The 23,061-nt window shown below is 40.1% G+C and carries 20 protein-coding genes, 1 tRNA gene and 1 riboswitch; of the genes, 15 read left to right on the top strand and 6 right to left on the bottom strand.

Annotation, left to right across the window (positions count from 1 at the left end):
* Positions 1-75: 75 nt before the first annotated feature.
* Positions 76-1,467 carry an APC family permease gene (locus O3664_RS01390; RefSeq protein WP_371613522.1) on the top strand — a complete coding sequence of 464 codons (1,392 nt, stop codon included), beginning with the start codon at positions 76-78 and terminating at the stop codon, positions 1,465-1,467.
* On the opposite strand, the gene O3664_RS01385 is transcribed toward O3664_RS01390, so the two are convergent.
* Positions 1,440-1,700, bottom strand: coding sequence for a hypothetical protein (locus tag O3664_RS01385; RefSeq protein ID WP_265530761.1), 261 nt, complete (start codon positions 1,698-1,700; stop codon positions 1,440-1,442). The genes O3664_RS01390 and O3664_RS01385 overlap by 28 nt on opposite strands.
* 153 nt (positions 1,701-1,853) lie before the next feature.
* On the opposite strand from O3664_RS01385, the gene adcAII reads away from it, so the two are divergent.
* The 3 genes from adcAII to O3664_RS01370 all read left to right on the top strand — a co-directional run bounded on the left by adcAII (position 1,854) and on the right by O3664_RS01370 (position 9,663).
* A complete protein-coding gene (adcAII, locus tag O3664_RS01380) occupies positions 1,854-2,771 on the top strand; it encodes a zinc-binding lipoprotein AdcAII (protein ID WP_261061648.1) in 918 nt (305 codons plus the stop codon).
* A gap of 7 nt (positions 2,772-2,778) precedes the next feature.
* Positions 2,779-5,907: a pneumococcal-type histidine triad protein gene (locus O3664_RS01375; protein WP_371613521.1), complete on the top strand. Its 3,129-nt coding sequence runs from the start codon at positions 2,779-2,781 to the stop codon at positions 5,905-5,907.
* 210 nt (positions 5,908-6,117) lie between these two features.
* Positions 6,118-9,663 carry a pneumococcal-type histidine triad protein gene (locus tag O3664_RS01370; protein WP_371613520.1) on the top strand — a complete coding sequence of 1,182 codons (3,546 nt, stop codon included), beginning with the start codon at positions 6,118-6,120 and terminating at the stop codon, positions 9,661-9,663.
* Between the two features lie 35 nt (positions 9,664-9,698).
* On the opposite strand, the gene pepT is transcribed toward O3664_RS01370, so the two are convergent.
* On the bottom strand, positions 9,699-10,922 hold the full coding sequence (pepT, locus tag O3664_RS01365) for a peptidase T (RefSeq protein WP_049515286.1): 1,224 nt from the start codon (positions 10,920-10,922) through the stop codon (positions 9,699-9,701).
* A 153-nt stretch (positions 10,923-11,075) separates the two neighbouring features.
* Between pepT and hemH the strand changes: the two genes are divergently transcribed.
* Positions 11,076-12,170: a ferrochelatase gene (gene hemH, locus O3664_RS01360; protein WP_261120030.1), complete on the top strand. Its 1,095-nt coding sequence runs from the start codon at positions 11,076-11,078 to the stop codon at positions 12,168-12,170.
* A 41-nt stretch (positions 12,171-12,211) separates the two neighbouring features.
* Here hemH and mscL read toward each other — a convergent pair whose 3' ends face one another.
* Positions 12,212-12,589 (bottom strand): large conductance mechanosensitive channel protein MscL, encoded by a 378-nt coding sequence (mscL, locus tag O3664_RS01355; protein ID WP_033687014.1) that lies wholly within the window; start codon positions 12,587-12,589, stop codon positions 12,212-12,214.
* An 85-nt stretch (positions 12,590-12,674) separates the two neighbouring features.
* Entirely contained in the window at positions 12,675-13,106 is a 432-nt protein-coding gene (locus O3664_RS01350; protein WP_371613519.1) for a GtrA family protein, read from the bottom strand.
* A gap of 28 nt (positions 13,107-13,134) precedes the next feature.
* Positions 13,135-13,231: riboswitch (PreQ1 riboswitch) on the top strand.
* Between O3664_RS01350 and O3664_RS01345 the strand changes: the two genes are divergently transcribed.
* The 4 genes from O3664_RS01345 to dapA all read left to right on the top strand — a co-directional run bounded on the left by O3664_RS01345 (position 13,229) and on the right by dapA (position 16,358).
* Complete coding sequence (locus tag O3664_RS01345) at positions 13,229-13,738, top strand: QueT transporter family protein (RefSeq protein ID WP_000737072.1); 510 nt, start codon at positions 13,229-13,231, stop codon at positions 13,736-13,738. (Overlaps the previous riboswitch by 3 nt.)
* Before the next feature lie 99 nt (positions 13,739-13,837).
* Positions 13,838-13,910, top strand: a tRNA-Thr gene (locus tag O3664_RS01340).
* A gap of 379 nt (positions 13,911-14,289) precedes the next feature.
* Positions 14,290-15,366: an aspartate-semialdehyde dehydrogenase gene (locus O3664_RS01335; RefSeq protein ID WP_371613518.1), complete on the top strand. Its 1,077-nt coding sequence runs from the start codon at positions 14,290-14,292 to the stop codon at positions 15,364-15,366.
* A gap of 56 nt (positions 15,367-15,422) precedes the next feature.
* Positions 15,423-16,358, top strand: a complete 936-nt coding sequence (gene dapA / locus O3664_RS01330; protein ID WP_261203179.1) for a 4-hydroxy-tetrahydrodipicolinate synthase — start codon at positions 15,423-15,425, stop codon at positions 16,356-16,358.
* A 46-nt stretch (positions 16,359-16,404) separates the two neighbouring features.
* Here the strand turns inward: dapA and mnmE are convergent, their stop codons facing one another.
* Together mnmE and O3664_RS01320 are read right to left on the bottom strand one after the other, a co-directional pair.
* Positions 16,405-17,778 (bottom strand): tRNA uridine-5-carboxymethylaminomethyl(34) synthesis GTPase MnmE, encoded by a 1,374-nt coding sequence (mnmE, locus tag O3664_RS01325; RefSeq protein WP_371613517.1) that lies wholly within the window; start codon positions 17,776-17,778, stop codon positions 16,405-16,407.
* A 137-nt stretch (positions 17,779-17,915) separates the two neighbouring features.
* The gene (locus O3664_RS01320; protein ID WP_001117401.1) at positions 17,916-18,098 is read right to left on the bottom strand and encodes a 4-oxalocrotonate tautomerase; all 183 of its coding nucleotides are present in this window, start codon (positions 18,096-18,098) and stop codon (positions 17,916-17,918) included.
* A gap of 122 nt (positions 18,099-18,220) precedes the next feature.
* Here O3664_RS01320 and O3664_RS01315 point away from each other — a divergent pair, with 122 nt between their 5' ends.
* The 6 genes from O3664_RS01315 to glyA are packed head-to-tail and all read left to right on the top strand — an operon-like array spanning position 18,221 to position 23,059.
* Positions 18,221-18,811, top strand: coding sequence for a thymidine kinase (locus tag O3664_RS01315; RefSeq protein WP_153196925.1), 591 nt, complete (start codon positions 18,221-18,223; stop codon positions 18,809-18,811).
* A complete protein-coding gene (gene prfA / locus O3664_RS01310; RefSeq protein WP_001028815.1) occupies positions 18,808-19,887 on the top strand; it encodes a peptide chain release factor 1 in 1,080 nt (359 codons plus the stop codon). The genes O3664_RS01315 and prfA overlap by 4 nt, the downstream gene beginning before the upstream one ends.
* Positions 19,887-20,723 carry a peptide chain release factor N(5)-glutamine methyltransferase gene (gene prmC, locus O3664_RS01305; RefSeq protein WP_371613516.1) on the top strand — a complete coding sequence of 279 codons (837 nt, stop codon included), beginning with the start codon at positions 19,887-19,889 and terminating at the stop codon, positions 20,721-20,723. Before prfA ends, prmC begins: the two co-directional genes overlap by 1 nt.
* Complete coding sequence (locus tag O3664_RS01300; RefSeq protein ID WP_227325380.1) at positions 20,707-21,309, top strand: L-threonylcarbamoyladenylate synthase; 603 nt, start codon at positions 20,707-20,709, stop codon at positions 21,307-21,309. The genes prmC and O3664_RS01300 overlap by 17 nt, the downstream gene beginning before the upstream one ends.
* Position 21,310: 1 nt before the next feature.
* Positions 21,311-21,742 carry a GNAT family N-acetyltransferase gene (locus O3664_RS01295; protein ID WP_227325381.1) on the top strand — a complete coding sequence of 144 codons (432 nt, stop codon included), beginning with the start codon at positions 21,311-21,313 and terminating at the stop codon, positions 21,740-21,742.
* 60 nt (positions 21,743-21,802) lie between these two features.
* Positions 21,803-23,059 carry a serine hydroxymethyltransferase gene (glyA, locus tag O3664_RS01290; RefSeq protein ID WP_227325382.1) on the top strand — a complete coding sequence of 419 codons (1,257 nt, stop codon included), beginning with the start codon at positions 21,803-21,805 and terminating at the stop codon, positions 23,057-23,059.
* Positions 23,060-23,061: the final 2 nt, after the last annotated feature.

Raw genomic sequence — 23,061 nt, 5'->3', positions numbered from 1 at the left:
AAACATTTTATAAATATTCACAAATATCCTATATTTATGGTAAAATAGAATCATCATTTTATTTTGGAGTCAAAGATGAATATATTTAGAACAAAGAATGTTAGTTTGGATAAAACGGAGATGCACAGGCATTTGAAGTTATGGGATTTGATTTTGTTAGGTATCGGAGCCATGGTAGGGACAGGTGTCTTTACTATAACAGGTACTGCAGCCGCAACTCTAGCGGGTCCAGCCCTAGTGATTTCAATCGTCATTTCTGCCTTGTGTGTAGGATTATCAGCCCTCTTTTTTGCAGAATTTGCTTCACGAGTACCTGCTACAGGTGGTGCTTACAGTTATCTCTATGCCATCTTAGGAGAATTCCCAGCCTGGTTGGCAGGTTGGTTAACCATGATGGAGTTCATGACAGCCATATCAGGTGTGGCTTCGGGTTGGGCAGCTTATTTTAAAGGGCTTCTCTCTCAATACGGGATAGCCCTTCCTCAGGCTTTAAATGGTACCTTTAATCCTCAAGCAGGGACATTTGTTGATTTATTGCCTATTCTTGTATTGGTTCTAGTTACTTCGCTTGTTTTACTAAATGCCAAGGCAGCCTTACGCTTTAATTCGATTCTAGTTATTTTGAAATTTTCTGCTTTAGCTCTCTTTGTTTTAGTAGGAATTTGGCATATCAAGCTTGATAATTGGAGTAATTTTGCTCCCTATGGTTTTGGACAAATCTATGGTGCTAGTACGGGTATTATGGCTGGTGCGTCCTTGATGTTCTTTGGTTTTTTGGGCTTTGAATCCATCTCTATGGCTGTAGATGAAGTCAAGACTCCTCAAAAAAATATTCCTAGAGGGATTGTCTTATCGCTTTCTATCGTAACCATTCTTTATGCCTTGGTGACTCTTGTCTTGACTGGTGTGGTTCACTATAGTCATCTAAATGTCGACGATGCCGTTGCCTTTGCCCTTCGCAGCGTTGGGATTAGTTGGGCAGCTAATTATGTGTCATTGGTGGCTATCTTGACCTTGATTACGGTTTGTATCTCGATGACCTATGCCCTATCTCGTATGATTTACAGTTTAGCGCGTGACGGCTTGATGCCTGCTGCCTTTAAAGAACTGACCAAAACAAGCAAGGTACCAAAAAATGCTACTATCTTGACCGGTCTAGCTTCAGCAGTAGCAGCAGGAATGTTCCCTCTTGCTAGTATCGCAGCCTTCTTAAATATTTGTACCCTAGCCTACTTGATTATGCTAGCTTACGGCCTGATTCGCTTACGGAGAGAAAAGGGGATGCCCAAAGCTGGAGAATTTAAAACACCATTGGTACCTCTGTTACCAATTTTATCAATCATCATTTGTCTATCCTTTATGTTGCAGTATAATATGGAAACTTGGATTGCTTTCCTAGTTGCATTGTTAGTAGGAAGTATCATTTACTTTACTTATGGTTATAAGCATTCTACCATAGAAGAATAATACTCTTCGAAAATCTCTTCAAACCACATCAGCTTCGCCTTACCGTAGATATGGTTACTGACTTCGTCAGTTCTATCTGCAACCTCAAAACAGTGTTTTGAGCTGACTTCGTCAGTTCTATCTGCAACCTCAAAACAGTGTTTTGAGCTGACTTCGTCAGTCTTATCTACAACCTCAAAACAGTGTTTTGAGCAACCTACGGCTAGCTTCCTAATTTGCTCTTTGATTTTCATTGAGTATATAAAGTGAGAATCTGTTGAGTTATTGAAACTCAGCAGATTTTTATATGTGAAAGAAATTTCAAATTTTTTCTAAAAATAGCTTGACAGATTAAATTTTTAGGAGTAGAATGTTTACCAGTTAATTAAACAGTTAAGGGGTTATCTATGAAGAAAAAAAGTTTATTTTTAGTATTGTTAAGTATCTTTCTTTTGTGTTTAGGTGCTTGTGGTCAAAAGGAAAGCCAGTCAGGTAAAGGGATGAAAATTGTAACTAGTTTTTATCCTATCTATGCTATGGTCAAGGAAGTATCTGGTGACTTGAATGATGTTCGAATGATTCAGTCAAGTAGTGGAATTCACTCCTTTGAACCTTCTGCAAATGATATCGCAGCCATCTATGATGCAGACGTCTTTGTTTACCATTCGCATACGCTCGAATCTTGGGCAGGAAGTTTAGATCCCAATCTAAAAAAATCTAAAGTGAAGGTTTTAGAGGCTTCTGAAGGAATGACCTTAGACCGTGTTCCTGGGCTAGAAGATGTGGAAGCAGGTGATGGAGTTGATGAAAAAACGCTTTATGATCCTCACACATGGCTAGATCCTGAAAAAGCTGGAGAAGAAGCTCAGATTATCGCTGATAAACTTTCAGAGGTGGATAGTGAGCATAAAGAAGCTTACCAGAAAAATGCGCAAGCCTTTATCAAAAAAGCTCAAGAATTGACTAAGAAATTCCAGCCTAAATTTGAAAAAGCGACTCAGAAAACATTTGTAACACAACATACAGCCTTTTCTTATCTAGCTAAGAGATTTGGACTTAAGCAACTTGGTATTGCAGGTATCTCTCCTGAACAAGAACCAAGTCCACGACAACTAACAGAAATTCAGGAATTTGTTAAAACCTATAATGTTAAAACGATCTTTACAGAAAGCAACGCTTCTTCAAAAGTAGCTGAAACTCTTGTTAAATCAACAGGTGTAGGTCTTAAAACTCTGAATCCTTTAGAGGCAGACCCACAAAATGACAAGACTTATCTCGAAAATCTTGAAGAAAATATGAGTGTTTTAGCAGAAGAATTGAAATGAGGAAAGAATGAAAATCAATAAAAAATATGTAGCGGGTTCAGTGGCAGTTCTTGCCCTAAGTGTTTGTTCCTATGAACTTGGTCGTTACCAAGCTGGTCAAGTTAAGAAAGATTCTAATCGAGTAGCTTATATAGATGGTGATCAGGCTGGTCAAAAAGCAGAGAACTTGACACCAGATGAAGTCAGTAAGAGAGAGGGAATCAACGCCGAACAAATTGTTATCAAGATTACGGATCAAGGTTATGTGACCTCTCATGGAGATCATTATCATTACTATAATGGCAAGGTTCCTTTTGATGCTATCATCAGTGAAGAACTGCTGATGAAAGATCCGAATTATCAGTTGAAGGATTCAGACATTGTCAATGAAATCAAGGGTGGCTATGTGATTAAGGTAGACGGGAAATACTATGTTTACCTTAAAGATGCGACTCATGCGGACAATATTCGTACAAAAGAAGAAATTAAACGTCAGAAGCAGGAACATAGTAGTAATCACGGGGGTGCTTCTAACGATCAAGCAGTAGTTGCAGCCAGAGCCCAAGGACGCTACACAACGGATGATGGGTATATCTTTAATGCATCTGATATCATTGAGGACACGGGTGATGCTTATATTGTACCTCACGGCAATCACTTCCACTATATTCCGAAGAGTGATTTGTCTGCCAGTGAATTAGCTGCTGCCCAAGCCTTCTTATCTGGAAAAGGCGGTCAATTAAGTACGGTTGAATATCGTTCTAGCAGGGGAGAAACAAGATCTAGTGTGAGAACGAGTCAATCTGAGACACATCAAAATCCTGCAACAGATTCTGAGAGTCAAAATGAGGATTTAGCTAGTCTTCTTCAAGAATTGTACGCTTTGCCACTTAGCCAACGTCATGTGGAGTCTGATGGATTAGTATTTGACCCAGCACAGATTACAAAACGTACAGCAAATGGTGTGGCAGTGCCTCATGGAGATCATTTCCATTTCATTCCTTATTCGCAAATGTCTGCTTTGGAAGAAAAATTGGCTCGAAATCTACCAATTGGAGGTCAGCCAGTTCAAAGTCATGCTGACAATTCTAAACCAAGCAGCCCTGAGAAAACAAGTTCAACACCAAGTTCAACCATTAAACCAAACTTTAATCTCAATACGCAGGCACCGAATCGAGGAACTGGAGGTGCCTATACAACGGATGATGGGTATGTCTTTAGTCCGACAGATGTGATTGAAGATACAGGTGACGCTTTTGTTGTACCGCACGGCAATCATTTCCACTATATTCCGAAGAGTGATTTGTCTGCAGGAGAATTGGCTGCAGCCCAAGCCTATTGGAATGGTAAACAGGGTTCTCATTCTGCTACAAGTTCAAGTAAACCAAGTAGTGATAATGCTAAACCAGCCCAACCAAGTTTGACAGAGACTCCAAACCTGACTGTCACCCCAACGTATCATCAAAATCAAGGGGAAGATATCCCAACACTTTTAAGTGAATTGTATGCCAAACCTTTATCAGAACGTCATGTTGAATCAGATGGCTTAGTCTTTGATCCGGCACAAATCATCAAACGTACAGCTAATGGTGTCGCAGTGCCTCACGGAGACCATTATCACTTTATCCCTTATTCACAAATGTCACCGCTGGAAGAAAAATTGGCTCGTATGATAGCTGTTAAGGGACAAAATGGCAGTGTCTTGCCAAGCATCACTCCACTGAAGACAGCACCTACTACCAAACCTCAAGAGCCAGCGGAAAATAAACCGACTGAATTTGATGTCAACCAGGTTGTTAGAAAAGTTGGCGACGGATATATTATAGAGGATAAGGGAGTTAGTCGTTATGTTCTTGCTAAAGATTTGGCCAAGGATAAGATTGACGCTATTGAAAATCTTTTGTCTAAGAAAACTCAAGAAACACACGCTCTAGTTGCGAAGAAAGAAAATGTTGCTCCTCGGGACCAAGAATTTTATGATAAAGCATATAATTTATTGACCGAGGCTCATAAAGCCTTGTCTGAAAATAAGGGTCGTACTTCTGATTTCCAAGCCTTAGACAAATTAGCAGAACGCTTGAATGATGAATCTTCTAATAAAGGAAAATTAGTAGATGATTTATTAGCATTCCTAGCACCAATTACTCATCCAGAACGTCTCGGAAAACCAAATGCTCAAATTGCTTATACAGATGTTGAAATTAAATTAGCGAAATTAGCAGGTAAGTATACAACAGAAGATGGGTATATCTTTGACATTCGTGATATTACCAGTGATGAGGGAGATGCTTATGTAACTCCGCATATGACCCATAGTCATTGGATTAAGAAAGAGAGCTTGTCTGAAGCTGAAAGAGTAGCAGCCCAGGCTTATGCTAAAGAGAAAGGTTTGACACCTCCTTCAACAGAGAATCAGGGTTCAGGAGATACTGAGGTTAAAGGAGTAGAAGCAATCTATAATAAAGTGAAAGCAGCTAAGAAGGTCCCACTTGATCATATTCCTTACAATCTACAACATACTGTTGAAGTAAAAAATGGTAGCTTAATTATACCTCATTACGACCATTACCATAACATTAAATTTGGTTGGTTTGATGAAGGACTCTATGAAGCACCTAAGGGTTATAGCCTGGAGGATCTCTTTGCGACTGTAAAATATTACGTTGAACATCCTGAAGAACGTCCTCACTCAGATAATGGTTGGGGAAATGCCAGCGACCATGTTCGTAAAAATAAGGCAGACCAAGACAGTAAATCTGATGAAGATAAGGAAGATCGTCATGAATCAGACGAGTCAACTCGTCCTGAATCCAATGAAAAAGAAAATCATACAGGTTCAACCCCTTCAGTAGATAATCTTTATAAACCGAGCACTGATGAAGACGAGACAGAAGAAGTATCTAAAGATACAACAGACGAAGCTGAAGTACCTCAAGTAGAAACCGAAAAAGTAGAAGCCAAACTCAAAGAAGTAGAAGCTATACTTGCTAAAGTAACGGATGCTAGTTTGAAAGACAATGTGACAGAGAGCCTATCTGGTTTACGAAATAATCTGAGTCTTCAAACCATGGATAATAATGGCATCATGGCAGAAGCAGAGAAACTACTTGCTTTGTTAAAAGGTAGTGAGTCAGTTACGACGAAACCAGAAGCATAAGTTTATCCTATTAAATCAATATGATGTAAGAGTCAGTAGCAATACTGGCTTTTATTTTTTTAAAATGACATAAAAATCTTGACAGATAAACTTAAAAAAGGTAAACTATTTACTGGTTAATTAATTGGTTAAATAACCAGTTTAGAAAAACTGTTTAACCGAGAAAAAGAAGTTAAGAAAAGCTTCATCATTTATTGAAATGAGGGATTTATGAAATTCAGTAAAAAGTATATTGCAGCCGGATCAGCTGTTATCGTATCCTTGAGTCTTTGCGCCTATGCACTGAACCAGCATCGCTCGCAGGAAAATAAGGACAATAATCGTGTCTCTTATGTGGATGGCAGTCAGTCAAGTCAGAAAACTGAAAACCTTACACCAGATCAGGTCAGTCAAAAAGAAGGAATTCAGGCTGAGCAAATTGTCATCAAAATTACAGATCAGGGCTATGTGACTTCACATGGTGACCACTATCATTACTATAATGGGAAAGTTCCTTATGATGCGATTTTCAGTGAAGAACTTCTGATGAAGGATGCTAATTATCAACTTAAAGACGCTGATATTGTCAATGAGGTTAAGGGTGGTTATATCATCAAGGTTGATGGAAAATATTATGTCTATCTGAAAGATGTAGCTCATGCTGATAATGTTCGAACTAAGGATGAAATCAATCGTCAAAAACAAGAACACGTCAAAGATAATGAGAAGGTCAGCTCTGATGTTGCTGTAGCAAGATCTCAGGGACGCTATACGACAGATGATGGTTATGTCTTTAATCCAGCTGATATTATCGAAGATACGGGTGATGCTTATATAGTTCCTCACGGTGGTCACTACCACTATATTCCAAAAAGTGATTTGTCTGCTAGTGAATTAGCAGCAGCAAAAGCTCATTTAGCTGGCAAAAATACGCAACCAAGTCAGCTAAGCTATTCTTCAGCAGTTAGTGACAATAACACGCAATCTGTGGCACAAGGCTCAACTAGCAAGCCAGAAAGCAAAGTTGAAAATCTCCAAAGTTTATTGAAAGAACTCTACGATTCACCTAGCGACAAACGTTACAGTGAATCAGATGGTCTGGTCTTTGACCCTGCTAAGATTATCAGTCGGACACCAAATGGAGTTGCGATTCCGCATGGTGACCATTATCACTTTATTCCTTACAGCAAGCTATCTCCTTTAGAAGAAAAGATTGCTAGAATGGTGCCTATCGGTGGAACTGGTTCGACAGTTTCTACAAATGAAAAACCTCATGAAGTAGCGTCTAGTCTAGGAAATATTCCAAGTAATCCATCTATATTGAATAATGCTTCTTCAACGTTAAATAAGGAAATTTCTTCAACATCTGATGGTTATATCTTTAATCCAAAAGATATCGTTGAAGAAACAGCCACAGCTTATATTGTAAGACATGGTGATCATTTCCATTACATTCCTAAGTCGAATCAAATTGGTCAACCGACTCTTCCAAATAATGGTCTAACAACACCTTCGCCATCTCTTCCAATCAATCCAGGAACTTCACATGAGGAACATGAAGAAGATGGGCACGGCTTTGATGCCAATCGTATTATTGCTGAAGATGACTCAGGATTTATCATGAGTCACGGCGACCATAATCATTACTTCTTCAAGAAGGATTTGACTGCTGATCAAATCAAGTCCGCACAAGACCACTTGAAAGGTGCAAATACAGCAACACCAAATCCAGCTCATGATGACGATCACGACGAAGATGATCATGGACACCATCATGGTGAGGAACACGATCACGGTTTTGATGCCAATCGTGTTATCAGTGAGGATGAGCAAGGCTTTGTTATGAGTCATGGTGATCATAATCATTACTTCTTTAAGAAAGATCTGACAGCTGAACAAATTAAGTCCGCTCAGGACCACTTGAAAACACATCATGATGCAGAGCCTGTAAAACCTCTTGCTAAAACGGTAGAGTCTTTCTCAAGAGATGCTAGCGATGAAGAAAAGATTGCTTATATCTCTAAGACCTATGGTGTTCCACTTGAAGCGATTAGAATTTCAAACGGATTCTTTGTCTTTGGAAATCCAGACCAAGCCTACGATCCAACTCATATCCACCCCTATGCTGTTCGTAAAGAACATGTTCGACTTCCACTCCAAACTGGAAATCCAGAACTTGATTTCCTAAATGAGCTCTATACCACTGCTTTGAGAGATGGCGTGTCTCCTTATAGCTTACAGGTAGAAAATGGTAGTTTTGTGATCCCTCATGGTGACCACAATCACTACATCAAGGTTCAAACTAAGGGCTATGAAGTGGCTTTGAAAAACAAGATTCCAGCTCTCCAATCCAACTACCAACCTGGAGATTTTGATGAGAAGGTAGTCTTGGCAAAAGTAGATCAACTTCTAGCTGATAGCAGAAGCATCTATAAAAACAAGCCTATCGAACAAAGACAGATTGAGTTAGCCTTAGGTCAGTTTACTGAAAACATGAAGAAATTGGCAACTAACTCTACAGCAGGTTATCTTGCAACACTTGAACTCTTTGATAAGCAATATATCCATATTGATGAAAGTGTCAAACCTGTTGAAACAAGTGCTCTAGATAAGAAATATCAAGCCTTGATTGATAAAATCAATACACTAGATACAGATTCTTATGGACTTCCTAAGAAAGACCTACTCGTTCAACTTCAAGAAGCTAAGTTAGCTAAAGATGAGGCCGGTTTAGCAGCGGTTGAATCACAACTGCAAGCCTTGCAAGACTTTAATGACCGAACAGGTGTTACAACAGTGGAATACATCAAGTATTTCTACGAACACGTAAATGACGGTCGTTTAAATGATGAACTTCGGAACAAAGTAGCTCAGTTGACTTGGACCTTGTATCAATCTCAATCTTTCCTTAAGGCAGCAGAATTGAACAGACTATTCCCAAGCATCTATCAGGCAAAACAAGAAGTGGAAGAAGCTTTGAAAGCTCAACCAACTACTGCTAAATCGACTCAGACAGTTCTAGATACTGAAAAAGTTGATAACCAAACTGCCAAGACAGCTATTTATGGCTTCTTGAAAGAATTGTACGGAGACTTTATGCCTGAAGAACATGTCAATCATGTTAGCAAGGAAGAAGTAGAAAGCCTCTTGAGCAAGGCAAATCAACTCTTAGAACAAATCCAAGAAGAAGGAATCAGACAATCCTTGGCAGAAGAAGTAGAAAATCTCAAAGCTGCCACAAACAAGGCTGATGCGGACTTGGATGAAGTAAACAGTCAGGTAAAAGATGTCTTGACTCGTATCGCTAGCGCCCTTCAACAAGAAAAGGAAAATGCTGAGCAAGACCCTCAGACACTAGTACTCTATCAAAAACTCTACGATATTCTCATGTCGCTTCACTCTTATTTAGAAAACAACAAGGGTTCTGATGCGGACTTTGATAAGGTAGATGCTTTACTAGATCAACTTTCTGCTAAGAGTAAAGATAAAGCTGCTTTACTTGAATTGACAAAAGCTATTCTAGTCTTGAATCAAGAAATCAAGTCAAAATCAAGCTCAAGTGAAGAAGCAACTCCAGCGACAAATGCCGAGTCAAATGGTGAGAACACAAGTTCCGAAACTGAAACATCAGTGGCTGCAGAATCTAACAGTGAAACTGCAAGGGACGAAAACAAACCAAGCAATACAACAGATTCTAAACCTGCTGAACCAGCTTCAGAAAAGGAAACAACAGAATCTACAACAAGTACTGGAAATCAAGAAAAACCAGCAGAATAAAAAGAAAGGCGAAGTAGCTAAGCTACCTCGTCTTTTTAGTCTTCATAAGCTACGATACCAATGATGGTATCAACTGCACGTTCCATAGTCTGAAGGCTGACGTATTCAAAACGTCCATGCATATTTTCTCCTCCCGCAAAGATATTAGGAGTTGGGATTCCCATAAAGGAAATCTTAGAGCCGTCTGTCCCTCCACGAATTGGTTCGATAATAGGAGTAATACCCAAATCTTCCATAACGGCTTTGGCAATGGTAATTGGAGTCATATCTTTCTCAATGACTTCTTTCATATTGTAGTACTGGTCTGTCAAGTTTAGGGTGACACGGTCGCTACCAAGTTCTTGATTCATCTTATCAGCGATAGACTGCATTGCTGCTTTACGCGCTTCAAAGGCATCTTTTTCAAAATCACGAATGATGTAGCTTGCACGTGCCTCTTCGACACTACCTATCACATCCATTAGGTGGTAGAAGCCTTGGTAACCTTCTGTTAACTCGGGTCGGTCATTCTCTGGAAGTTGATTATGAAAATCAATTGCTAGCTGAAGGGCATTGACCATCTGCCCTTTGGCAGTACCAGGGTGGACATTGCGTCCTTGGAAATGCAATTCAGCACCAGCGGCTGAGAAGGTCTCGTACTGAAGTTCTCCGAGAGGTCCGCCATCTACAGTATAGGCAAAATCTACATCGAAATCTTCTGCATCAAATTTATTGGCACCAACACCGATTTCTTCATCTGGACCAAAACCAACACGAATCTCACAGTGCTTGATTTCAGGATGGGCAGTCAGATATTCAATAGCAGTCATAATTTCAGCAATCCCTGACTTGTCATCAGCACCTAGTAAGGTTGTTCCATCGGTTGTGATGAGCGTTTGTCCTGGATATTTCTCTAGACTCTTAAAGTCAGCTGGATCGAGTTTGAAACCAGAATTTCCAAGTTCAATCACACCACCATCGTAGTTTTCAATTACCTGTGGCTTGACTCCTTCGGCTTTAAAATCAGCAGTATCCATGTGGGAGATGAAGCCAATCTTACGTGTTAAAGATGGATCATTGGCTGGCAAGGTTCCAATTGCAAAACCATTTGCTAGATAATAAACATTTTGTAATCCAACACGTTTCATTTCAGGGATCAGGACATTGGTTGCGAAGTCAACCTGACTCTGTGTACTTGGAGTAGTAGTAGAGTGTTCATCGGAGCGCGTGTTGACCTTAACGTAGGTTAGGAATCGGTCCAAGAGATTGGGATAAGTCATAAAAAACTCCTTTTGAATTCATTTTTTCCATTGTATCATAGAAAAGAGAGAAAAACAAAAGACTGAAGTTAGGGAAATTCGCTATGTTGGCGTTTACTTATCAACAAATTAATGATAAAATAAACTTGATAAAAATATCACAAGGAAGCGATTATGAAAAAAGCAATTTTAATGATGACTTTCGGTTCGCCAGAAGAGATTACCTTTGAAGGTGTGGCTGATTTTTTCACAAATATTCGTCGCGGAGTGAGACCTCAAGACCACGAGGTTCAAACACTCTATGATAATTATGTACTTATTGGAGGTACGCCTCTGCAAAGAATTACCCGTGAAGAGGTTGCCTTAGTAGAAGCTAGACTGGGGAATGAGTATAGTGTTTATTTTGCTAATAAGTTTTCTAGACCTTTTATCCCAGATGTGATTGGTCAGATGGAAGCAGACGGCATTGAACAGTGTATTTGCTTGATTTTGGAGCCTCATTATTCTTTCTACTCTGTCATGGGCTATGAAAAATTTTTAGAAAGCAAACAAATTAAATTTTTAGTCATTAAGGACTGGTATCAAGAAGAAGCGCTCTTAAACTATTGGGCAGATGAAATTGCTAAGATTTTAAAAGAAGAAGTAAAGCAGGATAGCTTTAAAGTCATCTTTTCAGCCCACAGTGTCCCCATTTTTGCCTTGGATTTTGGTGACCCTTATATCGACCAAATTTTCGAAAATAGCAAGCTAGTCGCTGAAAAACTAGGTTTGAGTTCTGATCAATTTACAAATACCTGGCAAAGCGAGAGTGATATTGGGATTCCATGGATTAAGCCAGATGTTTTGGAATATCTCAAAGAACAGACAGAACATCCTGATCATTATATTTTTGTTCCTATCAGTTTTATCAGTGAGCACATTGAAGTCTTGTTTGATAATGATGTGGAATGTTATGACTTGTGTCAGGAATTGGGGGTGAACTATCATCGTCCACCAATGCCAAATACAGATTCTCGTTTGATTGATGCCTTGGTTAATGCAGTCAGAGCTAATGAGGACAAAGAATTTAAGGAATTTCTCCCAGAAGAAGAAACCTTTGATGAGTTAGTTCCTTCGGATGAAACTAAAAATATCTTGGCCGAATCTCAAGATTTACAAATGCCGGAATTTGTGAAAAAACTGATTGAGAAAAAAGGTCGGGAAAATGTTAAGATGCCTTATCTTATTAAGAAAATGCTTGAAAAAGCAGGTAAGTTACCAAAAGAGTAAAGAAAAAAGGATTTAGCTTTGTGCTAGATCCTTTTAATTGATTATTTTTTCTCAAGAAGGGCTTTGATTTCTTGAAGTACTTCCAACTCAGTTGGACCAGCTGGAGCTTCCTCAGCAGCTTCTTTCTTAGTAAGACTTTGAGCTTTTTCAATACCTTTGATTACAAAGAAGAGAACAGTACCGATAACTAGGAAGTTGATAACAGCGCTCAAGAATTTACCATATGTAACACCATTCCAAGCAAGCTCAGCAATGTTTTGTACTTTCGCAGCTTCCAAGGCTGGATTCAAAATAAGTGGAGTGATGATATCGTTAACAAGTGATGTAACGATTGCACCAAAAGCAGTGGCAATGATCACACCGACAGCAAGGTCAACAACATTACCACGAAGCAAGAATGCTTTAAGATCTTTTAACATTTTCATAATTTCCTTTCAAAAAATTTTTACAATTAATTATATATTAATTAAGAAATTCTTGCAAGCTATATGTTTAAAATTTTTCTTATTTTTTAAAAATAAATACCTTACTAAAAATGTAATTGAGGATAATTATTGAGAATTGTGCAATAACTGTTTCAACACTATTAACCTTATTAATATTATAATTTACAAATTGCCCGATAATATTAGGAAACTGAGTTACAAAGAGAAAAGTTAAAAACAAGTCTAAAAGAAAAGTAGAAAGACGTGCTATAGTAAATTTTACTAAACGGATTGACCAATTCTCTCTATCTTGCTTAAAGACAAGCCTATCATTTGTAATAAATGCAAATAGGATACCGATAATATTTGCTAAGGCAGTAGCAAGGAGTTCTCTGTGAGCTAGTTGATAAATGACTAATCGTGATAGTATAGAAACAAGAGTAGTTGCTATACCAAAAAAAAGATAGGCTAAGAGCTCATTCACGAAGAGACTTTGAATGCGTTTTTTCATGCTTTTAGTATAGCATAAAGCAGGCTATTGTGCTATACTAGTAAGGTTGAATAAAGCAACCCTTGGTGCTTAGCTTCTTTCACCAAGCATATTACACGCGGGTAACCGCTAAAGGAGAAAAGATGAAAAAATTAACTATTCGTGATGTTGCAGATATCGCAATCGTCGCTGCTATCTATGTCGTTTTGACTGTTACACCGCCCCTAAATGCCATCAGCTATGGTGCTTATCAGTTTCGTATTTCAGAAATGATGAACTTTATGGCTTTTTACAATCCTAAGTACATCATTGGAGTTACCATTGGTTGTATGATTGCTAATTTCTTTAGCTTCGGACTGCTAGATGTCTTTGTTGGTGGTGGATCAACCCTAGTATTCCTCAGTCTAGGTGTTTGGCTTTTTGCAAAATACAGCAAGGATTATCTTTTTAACGGTTTGATTCGAAAAGATCATTTCTTCTTCTCAATCCTCTTTTCAATTTCTATGTTTACTATCGCTGCCGAGTTGAATATCGTAGCGCAATTACCATTTTTCCTTACTTGGTTTACAACAGGGATTGGTGAATTTGCCTCATTGATTATTGGAGCGATTATTATCGGTAAAATTGGTCGTCGAATCGATTTAAGCAAATAGAATTAGATAAGCTAGGTAGCTCTTACCTGGCTTTTTCTTATGGAAAATTTCTAGGGAAACTTGACAAGATTTTCTAACTATAGTATACTTTTTAAGTAAGCTGATTTAGCTCAGTTGGCAGAGCGCATCCATGGTAAGGATGAGGTCGCCGGTTCAATCCCGGCAATTAGCATGATATTTACAGGGAAACTTTTGAACGCAAGAGTTTTTTCTTATGCTCGCGAGAAAAAATTTTGACTTTTGTATAATAAAAGTCATCCTGCAAAAATTTCTTATTGACAAAACCACTTATTTCTAGTAATATAATAGACGCGATGAGTCGATAGGTAGTCTTCGGACTACTATTGAGCATAAGGAGGTCATAACGCAGGAGCGGACCTTGATGAGTTGTGTGAACCTGCTCATCACATGAAGATGCCTCTTAGTCCCTAGTCTAGCGACTGGGGATTTTTATTTTCCAAAAAATGATGAAAAAGCTTTGCAATTCATGGAAAAAGTAGTATAATACATCTATTATAGAAATTTTTAGAAAATTCCGAAAGAGGTTATTTATGGGATATACAGTTGCTGTAGTCGGCGCGACAGGTGCTGTCGGAGCTCAGATGATAAAAATGTTGGAAGAATCAACACTTCCAATCGATAAAATTCGTTTACTTGCTTCTGCACGTTCAGCAGGCAAGACTTTGAAATTTAAAGATCAAGATATTACGATTGAAGAAACGACTGAAACAGCCTTTGAAGGAGTTGATATTGCTCTCTTTTCAGCAGGTGGTTCTACATCAGCTAAATATGCACCATACGCAGTTAAATCTGGAGCGGTAGTAGTAGATAATACATCTTACTTCCGTCAAAATCCAGATGTTCCTTTGGTTGTTCCAGAGGTCAATGCTCATGCACTTGATGCTCACAACGGTATCATTGCCTGCCCTAACTGTTCAACAATCCAAATGATGGTGGCTCTTGAGCCAGTTCGCCAAAAATGGGGATTGGACCGTATCATTGTTTCAACTTACCAAGCAGTTTCAGGTGCTGGTATGGGAGCAATTCTTGAGACACAACGTGAACTTCGTGAAGTTTTGAATGATGGTGTAACTCCACGTGATTTGCATGCGGAAATCTTGCCTTCAGGCGGTGACAAGAAACATTATCCTATCGCCTTCAATGCTCTTCCACAAATTGATGTCTTCACTGACAATGATTACACTTACGAAGAGATGAAGATGACTAAGGAAACTAAGAAAATTATGGAAGATGACAGCATTGCAGTATCTGCAACATGTGTGCGTATTCCAGTATTGTCAGCTCACTCTGAGTCTGTTTACATCGAAACAAAAGAAGTGGCTCCAATCGAAGAAGTAAAAGCAGCTATCTCAGCCTTCCCAGGTGCTGTTCTCGAAGATGATGTAGCTCATCAAATTTATCCGCAAGCCATCAATGCAGTGGGTTCACGTGATACCTTTGTTGGTCGTATCCGTAAAGACTTGGATGCTGAAAAAGGAATCCACATGTGGGTTGTTTCGGACAACCTGCTCAAAGGTGCTGCTTGGAACTCAGTTCAGATTGCAGAAACTCTTCACGAACGTGGATTGGTTCGTCCAACGGCCGAATTGAAATTTGAATTAAAATAGTCATATCGTTTAGGAGTTCAGATGAACTCCTTCTTTGAAATAGAGAGGTGTTTCTCATGTCTTATCAGGATTTAAAAGAGTGTAAAATCATCACAGCCTTTATTACCCCCTTCCACGAGGATGGTTCCATCAACTTTGATGCCATTCCAGCCTTGATTGAGCATCTGTTGGCGCATCATACGGATGGAATTCTTCTCGCAGGTACCACTGCTGAGAGTCCGACATTGACTCACGATGAAGAGTTGGAGCTCTTTGCGGCTGTACAAAAAGTTGTCAATGGACGTGTTCCTTTGATTGCGGGTGTAGGTACTAATGATACGCGTGACTCGATCGAGTTTGTCAAAGAAGTAGCAGAATTCGGTGGTTTTGCTGCTGGACTTGCTATTGTACCTTACTACAACAAACCTTCTCAAGAAGGAATGTATCAGCACTTTAAGGCAATTGCAGATGCTTCTGACCTACCAATTATTATCTATAACATTCCAGGTCGTGTGGTTGTCGAATTAACTCCAGAAACCATGCTTCGTTTGGCTGACCATCCAAATATCATTGGTGTCAAAGAATGTACTAGCTTGGCCAATATGGCTTACCTGATTGAACACAAGCCAGAAGAGTTCTTGGTCTATACTGGTGAGGATGGAGATGCTTTCCATGCCATGAACCTTGGTGCGGACGGGGTTATTTCTGTTGCCTCTCATACAAATGGGGATGAGATGCACGAGATGTTTACTGCCATTTCAGAAAGCGATATGAAGAAAGCTGCAGCTATTCAGCGCAAATTCATTCCTAAGGTTAATGCCCTCTTCTCATATCCAAGTCCTGCTCCAGTTAAGGCCGTTCTCAACTATATGGGATTTGAAGCTGGCCCAACTCGTCTACCTCTTGTTCCAGCACCAGAAGAAGATGCCAAACGTATTATCAAGGTTGTCGTAGATGGCGACTACGAAGCAACTAAGGCAACTGTAACAGGGGTCTTAAGACCAGATTACTAATAAAGACAATAAAATCCATGACCGCAAGAACGATCATGGATTTTTCTTATTTTCCTAAACAGAATTGGCTAAAGAGTTGGGTAATAAGTTCATCAGGAGCCGCATCTCCAGTGATTTCTCCGAGGATTTCCCAAGTGCGAGTCAAATCTACTTGAAGCAAATCAACTGGCATCCCCAGTTCAAGACCTTCATTAACAGCTTGTAGGCTTTCAACTGCTTTTTCAATCAGGGAAATGTGACGAGCATTTGATAGGTAGGTTGCGTCTTGCTCAACCAAACCAGCATTTTCAAAGAAGAGGTTGTTGATTCTATCTTCAATCTTATCAATGTTTTGATTTTTAAGGACTGAAATACGGATGACATCTTCTGGAAGTTCCTCGGTTTCGATGATCTCAGGTAGGTCTGTTTTATTAAGTAGAATAATGCGGTTGGTATCCTGGCTAATTTCAAGAAGTTGTCGGTCTTGGGCTGTCAGTGGCTCGCTGGCATTTAGTACTAGAAGAACCAAGTCAGCTTCCTTGAGGGCTTTTTTCGAACGTTCCACACCGATTTGTTCAACGATGTCATCCGTTTCACGAATACCTGCTGTGTCAATCAATTTGAGAGGGACACCGTTGATGTTGACGTATTCTTCGATGACATCACGTGTTGTCCCAGCAATGTCTGTGACGATGGCCTTGTCTTCACGCAAGAGGTTGTTGAGCAGGCTAGATTTTCCAACGTTGGGGCGTCCGATGATGGCTGTGGAAATTCCTTCACGAAGGATTTTACCGCGACGGGCTGTTCTAAGAAGATTGGTTAGTAATTGCTCAAACTCTATTGTCTTCTCACGGACAACGGCAGTAGTGGCTTCCTCAACATCGTCATACTCAGGATAGTCGATATTGACCTCAACTTGGGCAAGCGTATTGAGGATTTCTTGGCGAGTATTGTTAATCAGGTCAGAAAGAGAGCCGTCTAATTGCTTAACTGCAATGTTCATGGCCTTGTCAGTCTTTGCACGGATGATATCCATCACTGCCTCAGCCTGTGTCAAATCTACGCGACCGTTTAGAAAGGCACGTTTGGTAAATTCACCAGGTTCTGCCAACCGAGCTCCTTCACGGATAGCTAGTTGGAGAATTTCATTGGTCACCGCAATCCCGCCGTGAGTGTTAATCTCGATAATATCCTCACGAGTGAAGGTCTTTGGAGACTTCATAGCCCCAACCATAACCTCGTCCATGACTTTACCAGTCAGAGGATCAATAATGTGACCGTAGTTGAGAGTGTGGCTAGCAACCTTGCTCAAGTCTTTTCCTTTAAAAATCTTTTGCGCAATAGCAAAACTGTCTGTTCCGCTCAGGCGGACAATACCAATAGCCCCTTCACCTAGTGGAGTAGAGATAGCAGCGATGGTATCAAATTCACGTGTAATCATAATATTTCCTTTAATAAATAGCTCTTTTCTTGGAAATTTTTCCAAGTATCCTTTCAAATTGTAACAAATTTAGGATATTTCTTCAATGAATGCTACTTGGAGATTGAAAAAGCCTAAGCAATTCTGCTTAAGCTAGTTTATTTGGTGCGCATTTCCCCTTGTGGGAAGTAAGTTCCTTCAGGCATGTCGTTGATGATGACATGGACAGCAGATTGAGGGGCTCCAGTGTTACGAACAACCGCTTCCGTTACTTCCTTAGCAAGAGCTTTCTTTTGCTCGAGCGTGCGTCCTTCAAATAAATCGATGCGTACAAATGGCATAATGGCTTCCTCCACTAGTTTTGATTTCTTCTATTTTACCACATTTTGCCGTTTAAAGCTTAAGAAAATTATGATATACTAGAATGTAGCAAAAATTTAGAAATGGACGTGAAGCAAGAAACATGGCACAGTTGTATTATCGTTATGGGACCATGAACTCTGGTAAAACGATTGAGATTCTCAAAGTGGCCTATAACTACGAGGAGCAGGGAAAAAGTGTTGTGATTATGACCTCGGCTCTGGATACTCGTGACGGTGTTGGCTATGTATCTAGTCGGATTGGCATGAAACGCCCAGCCATTGCAATTGAGGAAACGACGGATATCTTTGGCTATATCCGAGACCTACCAGAAAAGCCTTACTGTGTTTTGGTCGATGAAGCCCAGTTTCTCAAACGTCATCATGTTTACGATCTAGCTCGTGTTGTTGATGAGTTAGACATACCTGTCATGGCTTTTGGTTTGAAAAATGACTTTCGCAATGAACTGTTCGAAGGTTCCAAGTATCTCTTGCTCTTAGCAGACAAGATTGACGAAATCAAGACCATCTGTCAGTATTGTAAGAAAAAGGCGACTATGGTTTTGCGAACACAGGATGGACTGCCCGTTTACGATGGAGAACAGATCCAGATTGGTGGTAATGAAACCTATATCTCAGTTTGTCGTAAACATTATTTTGCGCCTGAAATCAATAAGGAGAATGAAGAAAAATGAATATCTATGATCAACTACAAGCTGTAGAAGACCGTTATGAAGAATTAGGAGAATTGCTGAGTGACCCGGATGTCGTTTCAGATACCAAGCGTTTCATGGAGCTTTCAAAAGAAGAAGCTTCCACTCGTGATACCGTAACAGCCTACCGTGAGTACAAACAAGTCCTTCAAAATATCGTCGATGCCGAAGAAATGATTAAGGAATCAGGTGGAGATGCTGACTTGGAAGAAATGGCCAAGCAAGAGCTCAAAGATGCCAAGGCTGAAAAAGAAGAGTACGAAGAAAAACTAAAAATCTTGCTCCTTCCAAAGGATCCAAACGATGACAAGAATATTATCTTAGAAATCCGTGGAGCAGCTGGTGGAGACGAAGCGGCACTTTTCGCTGGAGACCTTCTAACTATGTATCAAAAGTATGCGGAAGCCCAAGGCTGGCGCTTTGAAGTTATGGAAGCTTCTATGAACGGTGTCGGTGGTTTTAAAGAAGTGGTTGCTATGGTTTCTGGTCAGTCGGTTTACTCTAAACTCAAGTACGAATCAGGTGCCCACCGTGTGCAACGTGTCCCTGTGACAGAAAGTCAAGGTCGTGTTCATACTTCGACAGCGACAGTTCTTGTCATGCCTGAAGTTGAAGAGGTTGAATACGACATTGATCCAAAAGACCTTCGTGTCGACATCTATCACGCCTCTGGTGCTGGTGGACAGAACGTCAATAAGGTTGCGACTGCCGTTCGTATCGTTCACTTGCCAACCAATATCAAGGTTGAGATGCAGGAAGAACGTACTCAGCAGAAGAACCGTGAGAAGGCCATGAAAATCATCCGTGCGCGTGTTGCTGACCACTTTGCTCAGATTGCACAAGACGAACAAGACGCTGAGCGTAAGTCGACAATCGGTACTGGTGACCGTTCAGAACGGATTCGTACTTATAACTTCCCACAAAACCGTGTCACGGACCACCGTATCGGCTTGACCCTCCAAAAACTAGATACCATTTTGTCTGGTAAACTAGATGAAGTTGTGGATGCCTTGGTGCTCTATGACCAAACACAAAAATTAGAAGAATTAAACAAATAATGAAATTAGCTCAATTATTTTCAGATTTTGAAGAAGAGTTGGTTAGACAAGGAGAGGAAGCTGAAAGCCTCTCTTTTGTCTATCGTAGCCTGAAAAATCTTTCTTTTACAGATTTCGTTTTTGCCCTCCAGAAAGAGGTAACAGAGGAAGAAAAACAATTTGTAGAAGAGATTTACCAGCAGTTAGCGGCCCATAAACCAGCCCAGTATATCATCGCTCATGCAGATTTTTTTGGAATGCAGTTAAAAGTTGATGAGCGGGTTTTGATTCCTCGTCCAGAGACAGAGGAGTTGGTGGAGCTTATCCTGACTGAAAATCCTGAGACGAATCTTTCAGTTCTGGATATTGGAACAGGTAGTGGAGCTATTGCTCTCGCCTTAGCAAAAAACAGACCAGATTGGTCAGTGACAGCAGCAGATATTTCCCAAGATGCTTTAGATTTAGCTAGCGAAAATGCTAAAAATCAAAATCTTCAAATATTTTTAAAAAAATCTGACTGTTTTACAGAAATTTCTGAAAAATATGATATAATTGTTTCCAATCCACCCTATATCTCTCGTGAAGATGAGTCAGAGGTCGGCTTGAATGTCTTGCATTCGGAGCCTCATCTAGCTCTCTTTGCAGACGAGGATGGCCTAGCTATTTACCGTAGAATTGCGGAAGATGCAAAGGACTATCTCAAAGATGGTGGTAAGATTTACCTTGAAATTGGATACAAGCAAGGTCAAAGTGTTCCTGAACTTTTTAGGAAGCATCTTCCTGAAAAACGTGTAAGAACACTTAAGGACCAATTTGGTCAAGATAGGATGGTCGTGGTTGATGATGGACAGGATTAAACAAGAGTTGGAAAATGGTGGAGCTGTCGTTTTACCTACAGAGACAGTTTACGGTCTTTTTGCTAAGGCCTTAGATGAAAAAGCAGTTGACCATGTTTACCAACTCAAACGTCGTCCTAGAGACAAGGCACTCAATCTCAATATCGCCTCTCTCGAGGACATCTTGCACTTTTCAAAGAATCAGCCAACTTATCTACAAAAACTTGTAGAGACCTTTTTACCAGGTCCCTTAACCATCATTCTAGAAGTCAATGACCGAGTTCCCTATTGGGTCAATTCTGGCCTTGCAACGGTGGGATTTCGGATGCCTAGTCACCCTATTACACTGGATTTAATTCGAGTGACAGGACCCCTGATTGGGCCGTCTGCCAATATCTCAGGTCAGGCAAGTGGAGTAACCTTTAATCAAATTATAGAGGATTTTGACCAAGAGATTCTGGGTCTGGAAGACGATGCTTTTCTAACTGGACAGGATTCAACTATTTTGGACTTGTCTGGAGACAAGGTGAAAATCTTACGTCAAGGAGCCATTAAGCGAGAAGATATTCTTGCTCGGTTACCAGAGATTTCTTTTGAGGAGGAATGAGATGCTAAGAGATTTGCAAGAAACAGATGTGAAAGCTATATGTGACATCAACCAAGAGGCTTTGGGTTATTCTTTTAGTCCAGAGGAAACGGCTAGCCAACTAGCTAGACTGTCTCAGGATTTACATCATTTCCTACTTGGCTATGAGGATGCAGCTAATCATGTCTTACTTGGATATGTCCACGCTGAAGTTTATGAATCTCTCTATTCCAAAGCAGGATTTAATATCTTAGCCTTAGCGGTTTCACCTCAAGTACAAGGTCAAGGTATTGGTAAAAGCTTACTACAAGGGTTGGAGCAAGAAGCAAAAAGACGTGGTTATGGGTTTATTCGCTTAAACTCTGCCGATCATCGTCTGGGGGCTCATGCATTTTATGAAAAAGTTGGTTATACTTGTGATAAAGTGCAAAAACGGTTTATTCGCATATTTTAGTTTGTTTTCGTATTAAAAAACCAAACTAAAGGACCAGTCACACTATAGAGGAGAAGACCTATGATTTTTGACAAAGATGATTTTAAAGCATATGATGCTGATCTCTGGAATGCTATTGCCAAGGAAGAAGAACGCCAACAAAACAATATCGAGTTGATTGCTTCGGAAAACGTAGTTTCCAAGGCTGTTATGGCAGCTCAAGGGTCTATCTTGACGAATAAATACGCCGAAGGTTACCCAGGACGCCGTTATTATGGTGGGACTGAGGTGGTGGACGTTGTAGAGACACTTGCTATTGAACGCGCAAAAGAAATTTTCGGTGCTAGATTCGCTAATGTCCAACCACACTCAGGAAGCCAAGCCAACTGTGCGGCTTATATGGCCTTGATTGAACCAGGGGATACGGTTATGGGGATGGATCTGGCTGCAGGTGGTCATTTGACTCACGGAGCTCCTGTCAGCTTTTCTGGTCAAACCTACAACTTTGTTTCTTATAGCGTGGATCCTGAAACCGAACTCTTGGACTTTGACGCTATTTTGAAACAAGCCCAAGAAGTAAAACCAAAACTGATTGTAGCAGGTGCATCAGCCTATTCTCAAATTATCGACTTTTCAAAATTCCGTGAAATTGCGGATGCTGTTGGTGCGAAGCTCATGGTGGACATGGCTCATATTGCTGGTTTGGTGGCGGCTGGTCTTCACCCAAGTCCAGTACCATACGCTCATATCACTACAACAACTACCCACAAAACCCTTCGTGGACCACGTGGTGGTTTGATTTTGACTAATGACGAAGAACTGGCCAAGAAAATTAACTCAGCAATTTTCCCGGGTATTCAGGGTGGTCCTTTGGAGCATGTTGTTGCAGCTAAGGCAGTTTCATTCAAAGAAGTTTTGGATCCAGCCTTCAAGGAATATGCTACTAATGTTATCAAAAATAGCAAGGCTATGGCAAATGTCTTCTTACAAGACCCTGATTTCCGTATCATTTCTGGTGGAACTGAAAACCACCTCTTCCTAGTGGATGTGACTAAGGTTGTAGAAAACGGAAAAGTTGCTCAAAACTTGCTGGATGAGGTCAATATTACCCTAAATAAAAACTCAATCCCTTACGAAAGCTTGTCACCATTCAAGACAAGTGGAATTCGTATCGGAGCAGCAGCTATTACTGCACGTGGATTTGGTGAAGAAGAAAGTCGCAAAGTGGCTGAACTCATCATTAAAACCCTTAAAAATGCAGAAAATGAGGCTGTCTTAGAAGAAGTGAGAAGAGCAGTCAAAGAATTGACAGATGCCTTCCCATTATACGAGGACTAATA

Origin of the sequence: Streptococcus sp. 27098_8_109 (assembly GCF_041432295.1) — a bacterium.
In the GTDB taxonomy this organism is placed as follows: Bacteria; Bacillota; Bacilli; order Lactobacillales; family Streptococcaceae; genus Streptococcus.
Note: the sequence above shows the minus strand (reverse complement) of the source record. Positions and strands in the feature narration are given on the sequence as shown.